Origin of the sequence: Bordetella muralis, from assembly GCF_965139205.1 — a bacterium.
GTDB classification, from domain to species: Bacteria; Pseudomonadota; Gammaproteobacteria; order Burkholderiales; family Burkholderiaceae_B; genus Bordetella_A; species Bordetella_A muralis.
The window spans coordinates 1-5,956 of the sequence record NZ_CBCSIU010000052.1; the positions used below are offsets into that span (position 1 = coordinate 1).

Here is a 5,956-nt window from a genome sequence, read left to right on the forward strand (position 1 = left end):
TTGTGAAGCCCGGCCGGGCCGATTGCCNCNNCTCNACGACCAACAGAACCCCTACCTAGCCCCAAAACATCAACCCGCAAAAAAACCCGTCACTCCCCCCGAGCCAGCAAAGCAACCACCGTAGCGGCAATCCCCTCTTTACGCCCCAAATACCCCAACCCTTCGTTAGTCTTGGCCTTGATGTTGATCACATCAACCTCAACGCCCACATCCGCAGCGATATTCGCCACCATTGCGGCGGCATGAGGGCCGACTTTCGGCGCCTGGGCATGAACGGTAGCGTCGATATTCACCGGCACCCACCCGGCTGCACGGATTTTGGCAACCGCATCTCGCAACAGCACACGGCTATCGGCGCCCTTATAGGCAGGATCCGTATCAGGAAAATGCCGCCCGATATCCCCCAATCCAGCCGCCCCCAGCAACGCATCTGTCACCGCATGCAGCAACACATCTGCATCCGAATGCCCCTGCAGCCCATGCGTATGCGGGATCGTGACGCCACCGATAATCAACGGACGGCCCGTCACCAAGGCATGCACGTCAAAGCCCTGACCGACTCGGAAAGGAAAACTCATCCAATACTCCAAAAAGCTTGCTGCCCCAAAACGGAACGTGTCAAACCCATTTTCCCATCAATTCAAAATCATCCGGCCACGTCACCTTGAAATTGCGCAACGACCCAGGCACCAGCAAAGGAGCATAGCCAGCCGCCTCGATGGCCGAAGCCTCGTCAGTGACTGCCACACCCGCGGATTGCGCACTCGCCAACGCCGCGCGCAGCAGACCTGCGCGGAACATCTGGGGAGTTTGGGCCAGCCATAGCCCCTCGCGATCCAGCGTCGCACGCACACGGGGCTCCGCAGACGTGGAATCGACCTCAGAGGGCCTACTGTCACCAAGCGGTATCGATACTTCAGCGGCAGATTGGCCGCGCGCAGCCCCCGTATCGAGCCTGCGCTGCGATTTCACCGTATCCGCCACCGGCAATGCCAGCAGTCCGCCCACAGCGTCAGAAAGGCAAGCATCAATCAGACGAGCCAACGCCTCCGCAGGCAAACCCGGGCGCGCTGCGTCGTGAACCAGCACCCAGTCACCATCTGCCGCCCCACTGTCAGCCAACGCCGCTGCCACCGTCTCAGCCCGTGTAGGGCCACCACACGACCGGCAGACGGTGCGGGGCAAGCCAGCCAGGGCCTCAGCGGCCCAGCCATCATTGGCAGACACCGCCACCCGCACCTGGGCAATACGGGCGTCCGCCAGCAACGCCTGCACCGCGTGGCGCAGCATAGGCTGCCCCGCAATCAGGCGATATTGCTTGGGCGGGCCCGATTCGCCGGCCCGTGCAGCACGCTGGCCGACGCCGGCGGCAGGAACAATTGCAATTAGAGAGTCAGTCATGGCCGAGAGATTTTATAATCTTCCGCCTGATGTCTGATTCCTCACTACTCAATGCGGCCTCGCGGATCCCCGCCACTGCCGCCACACTGTCCGCCCTGAAAGCCGGCACCCGCTACGCGCAGCCGCGTCCACCAGGCTCGGCCGACGCATGGCTATTGGCCGATCTCGCCCGGCAAAGCGGCCGACCGCTCGTCGTTTTGACGGCGGCGCCCCTGGAGGCACAGCGGCTCGCCGACGAGATTCCCCAGTTCGCGCCCGATCTGCGGGTACGGCAATTGCCCGACTGGGAAACGCTGCCGTACGACGCGTTCTCGCCCCACCAGGATTTGGTGTCGGAACGCCTGCACACCCTGCATGCCCTCATGCAGCATACGGTCGACGTGCTGCTGGTCCCGGTGACAACCGCCTTGTATCGATTGGCCCCGCCCTCGTTTCTGGCCGCCTATACATTCTCGTTCAAGCAGAAAGACAAGCTGGACGAGGCCGCGCTGCGCGCCCAGCTGACATTGGCGAACTACGCTCACGTGACCCAGGTGACTGCGCCGGGGGAATTCTGTCTACGTGGGGGACTGATCGATTTATTCCCCATGGGTTCGGCAGTGCCCTACCGGCTGGACTTGTTTGACGATGAAATCGAGTCCATACGAAGCTTTGACGTCGACACGCAACGCAGTCTGTACCCTGTGCGCGAGGTACAGTTGCTGCCGGGCCGCGAGTTTCCGATGGACGAGGAATCGCGCAATCGGTTCAGGGCGCGTTTTCGCGAGGAATTCGAGGGCGACCCGTCCCGCGCCCTGCCCTACAAAGACATCGGCAACGGCATTGCTTTTGCCGGTGTCGAGTATTACCTGCCGCTGTTCTTTGACGAAACTGCAACGCTATTTGACTATCTGCCGGCCGATGCGATTACTGTCACATTGGGCGATATCGAAGATGCGATCCAGCGCTTCACCCAGGACACCAGCACCCGTTATACCTTTCTGAAAAGCGACCGCGAACGCCCAGTACTGCCGCCCTCGGCCCTGTTTCTGGACAGCGAAGGACTGCATGGCCGATTCAAGGCGTTTCCACGCCTGGCATTGACCGAGGGCGCGCCGCATCCGGATTTCTCCACCGCGCCCAACGTCAGCATCAGCCGTCGCGCCGAAGACCCCATCGCTCGCCTGCGCGCCTTGTTGGCGCGCGGCGAATCGCGCGTCTTGCTGTGCGCAGACTCGGCAGGCCGGCGCGAAACGCTGGCGCAAATGCTGACCGAGTTCGACCTGCCACCCGATGCGCAGCCGGAATCGCTGCAGGAATTTCTCGTCTCTCAGTCCGCTTTTGCCCTGCTCGCGGCGCCGCTGTCGGCAGGCTTTGGCATCCCCTCGGCCGAACTGCTGTTTCTCACCGAAAACGATCTGTATCCTGGCAATGCCGGTGGGACGCGACGTGGCCGGCGCGATCAGGAACGTACCAGCAACGTCGAAGCGATGGTGCGGGACCTGTCCGAGTTGCGGGCTGGCGACCCGGTCGTCCACGCGCAGCACGGCATCGGGCGATACCATGGCCTGATCAACATGGACATGGGCGACGGCGAGATGGAATTCCTGCATCTCGAATACGCCAACGGCAGCACGTTATACGTGCCCGTTTCGCAGTTGCACGTCATCGCTCGCTATAGCGGCGCAGACCCCGAGGCCGCACCGCTGCATCAACTGGGATCGGGGCAATGGGACAAGGCTCGCCGCAAGGCCGCGCGCCAGGTGCGCGACACTGCCGCCGAACTGTTGGCGCTGTACGCGCAACGCGCCGCACGCGAGGGCTATACCTTTAACCTGCCCATCAACGATTACGAAGCCTTCGCCGAAGGCTTTGGCTTCGAAGAAACGCCCGATCAAGCCGCCGCGATCCAAGCCGTCATCAGCGACATGACCTCGGGCCGCCCGATGGATCGCCTGGTGTGCGGCGATGTCGGCTTTGGCAAAACCGAAGTCGCGTTGCGCGCCGCTTTTCTGGCCGTCGCCAACGGCAAACAAGTGGCCCTGCTCTGCCCCACGACATTGTTGGCCGAACAGCATGCCCAGACCTTTGCCGATCGCTTTGCCGATTGGCCTGTGCGTGTAGTCGAGCTATCGCGTTTCCGTTCATCAAAAGAAGTCGCCGATGCCGTCACAGGCATCAACGATGGCCGCGTCGACATCGTGATTGGCACGCACAAGATCCTGTCTAAAGACGTACGGTTCAAGCGTCTGGGCCTGGTCATCATCGACGAAGAGCACCGCTTTGGCGTACGCCAGAAAGAGGCGCTGAAGGCCCTGCGCGCCGAGGTGGATGTCCTGACGCTGACCGCCACGCCCATCCCCCGCACCCTGGGCATGTCGCTCGAAGGCATACGCGATTTCTCCGTCATTGCCACCGCACCGCAAAAGCGTCTGGCGATCAAGACCTTTGTCCGTCGCGAAGACAGCAGCACCATACGCGAGGCCCTGCTGCGCGAACTCAAGCGTGGCGGCCAGGCCTATTTCCTGCATAACGAAGTCGAGACCATCCACAATCGCCGGGCGCGCCTCGAAGAACTCGTCCCCGAGGCCCGCATCGCCGTCGCGCACGGCCAGATGCCCGAGCGCGAGCTGGAACAAGTGATGAAGGGCTTTTATCAGCAGCGCTTTAACGTGCTGCTGTGTACCACCATCATCGAAACCGGTATCGACGTACCCAGCGCCAACACCATCGTCATCCATCGCGCTGATCGCTTCGGCCTGGCGCAATTGCACCAGTTGCGCGGCCGGGTCGGGCGCTCGCACCACCAGGCTTATGCTTACCTGCTGACGCCCGGCGAAGACGCAATTACCTCCAACGCCAAAAAGCGCTTGGAAGCCATTCAGGCGATGGAAGAACTGGGCTCTGGCTTTTATCTGGCCATGCACGATCTGGAGATCCGCGGCACGGGCGAAGTCCTGGGCGAATCGCAATCGGGCAACATCCACGAAATCGGCTTCTCGATGTACAACGAGATGTTGAACGAAGCCGTACGCGCGCTCAAGGCGGGCGAAGAGCCCGATCTGGATGCGCCGTTCAACCTGGCATGCGAGGTCAATCTGCATGCCCCGGCGTTGTTGCCATCGGACTATTGTGCAGACGTGCATGCACGTCTGGCGATCTACAAACGTCTGTCGCATGCCGAAGACGAAGACGATCTGATCCGCATCCAGGAAGAGCTCATCGACCGCTTTGGCAAACTGCCCGAGGCCGCACAGGTACTGCTGACCACGCATCGCCTGAGACTGGCAGCGCAGCCGCTGGGTATCATCAAGATCGATGCCAGCGAAAACCAGGCACTGATCCAGTTTGGCCCCAAGACCACGGTCGATCCCGCGCGGATCATCGAGCTGATACAAAAGCAGCGCCACATCAAATTGGCCGGTCCGGACAAGTTGCGTATCGAGTTCACCGTCGTCAAAGTTTCCACGCGTGCCGATGCCGTACGTGCGGTGCTGCGCTCATTGAAATAGCCATGCGTGCCGACATACTCGTTCAAACACCCTTTGCATGGCGCTGAAAATGCGCCTGCAAAATAGCCTCTCTCATGTCCGCGGTATGCTTTGAGCAGCATCAGCACGCACCGGCCCCTCACCGACACACTTTCTGCCATGTCTACCACTCATCTCGTCATTCAATCCCCGGCGCTCGGCGCTGCCCAGGTCGAACAATTAGCGGCCCTGGCGCAAGCTCAAGGCGTCGTCCATCTCAGCGCCACGGCCTCTCGTCTATTGGACGTATCGCAAGACGCCGATGTGCGCGCACAGGTCACGGCCTGGGGAGAACAGCATGGCATCGACACGGCATTCGTGCCTGCCGGCGTGCGTCTGTCTCAATGCAAGGTATTGGCGATGGATATGGATTCCACGCTGATCAACATCGAGTGCATCGACGAAATCGCCGGCGTCGCGGGGGTCAAACCCAAAGTCGCCGAGATCACCGAGGCTGCAATGCGGGGCGAAATCAAGGACTTCTCCGAAAGCCTGCGCCGTCGGGTGGCCTTGCTGGAGGGCACGCCGGCATCGGCCCTGGAACAGGTTTATGCAGACAAACTGCGTCTGAATCCGGGTGCGGAGCAATTGATATCAACGGCACAGGCGGCAGGGATCAAGGTGCTATTAGTGTCTGGCGGATTCACGTTCTTTACGGAACGCCTGCGCCAACGGCTGAACCTCGATAGCGCGTATGCCAACACCCTGGAAATCAAAGACGGCGTGCTGACTGGCAAAGTGCTTGGCGATATTTTGGATGCAGACGCCAAGCTGATGCATCTGCGGACGTTCGCCCAGACATATGGGGCGACGGTGGATCAGATCATTGCTCTGGGAGATGGGGCGAATGACCTCAAGATGCTGGGGTTTGCGCGCTATGCCGTTGCCTATCGGGCTAAGCCTATTGTGCGGCAGCAGACGCCTTATGCGTTGAACGTGGCGGGATTGGATGGGGTGCTGAATTGGTTTGAGGGTTGATGGGGGGTGATGGTTTAGTGCTATTGGACGTCGATGCGGGGCAGTGGCTGCGTGGGGGCTTCACGTGG

At 61.1% G+C, this 5,956-nt stretch carries 4 protein-coding genes; 2 read left to right on the top strand and 2 right to left on the bottom strand.

Annotated elements, in window-relative coordinates:
• Positions 1-89: 89 nt before the first annotated feature.
• Both ispF and ACNA0I_RS26725 read right to left on the bottom strand, forming a co-directional pair.
• Positions 90-578 carry a 2-C-methyl-D-erythritol 2,4-cyclodiphosphate synthase gene (gene ispF / locus ACNA0I_RS26720; RefSeq protein WP_415809051.1) on the bottom strand — a complete coding sequence of 163 codons (489 nt, stop codon included), beginning with the start codon at positions 576-578 and terminating at the stop codon, positions 90-92.
• 40 nt (positions 579-618) lie between these two features.
• On the bottom strand, positions 619-1,401 hold the full coding sequence (locus ACNA0I_RS26725) for an IspD/TarI family cytidylyltransferase (RefSeq protein WP_415809052.1): 783 nt from the start codon (positions 1,399-1,401) through the stop codon (positions 619-621).
• Between the two features lie 29 nt (positions 1,402-1,430).
• Here ACNA0I_RS26725 and mfd point away from each other — a divergent pair, with 29 nt between their 5' ends.
• Both mfd and serB read left to right on the top strand, forming a co-directional pair.
• Positions 1,431-4,892 carry a transcription-repair coupling factor gene (mfd, locus tag ACNA0I_RS26730; RefSeq protein ID WP_415809053.1) on the top strand — a complete coding sequence of 1,154 codons (3,462 nt, stop codon included), beginning with the start codon at positions 1,431-1,433 and terminating at the stop codon, positions 4,890-4,892.
• Between the two features lie 138 nt (positions 4,893-5,030).
• Positions 5,031-5,888, top strand: a complete 858-nt coding sequence (serB, locus tag ACNA0I_RS26735; RefSeq protein ID WP_415809054.1) for a phosphoserine phosphatase SerB — start codon at positions 5,031-5,033, stop codon at positions 5,886-5,888.
• Positions 5,889-5,956 lie beyond the last annotated feature (68 nt).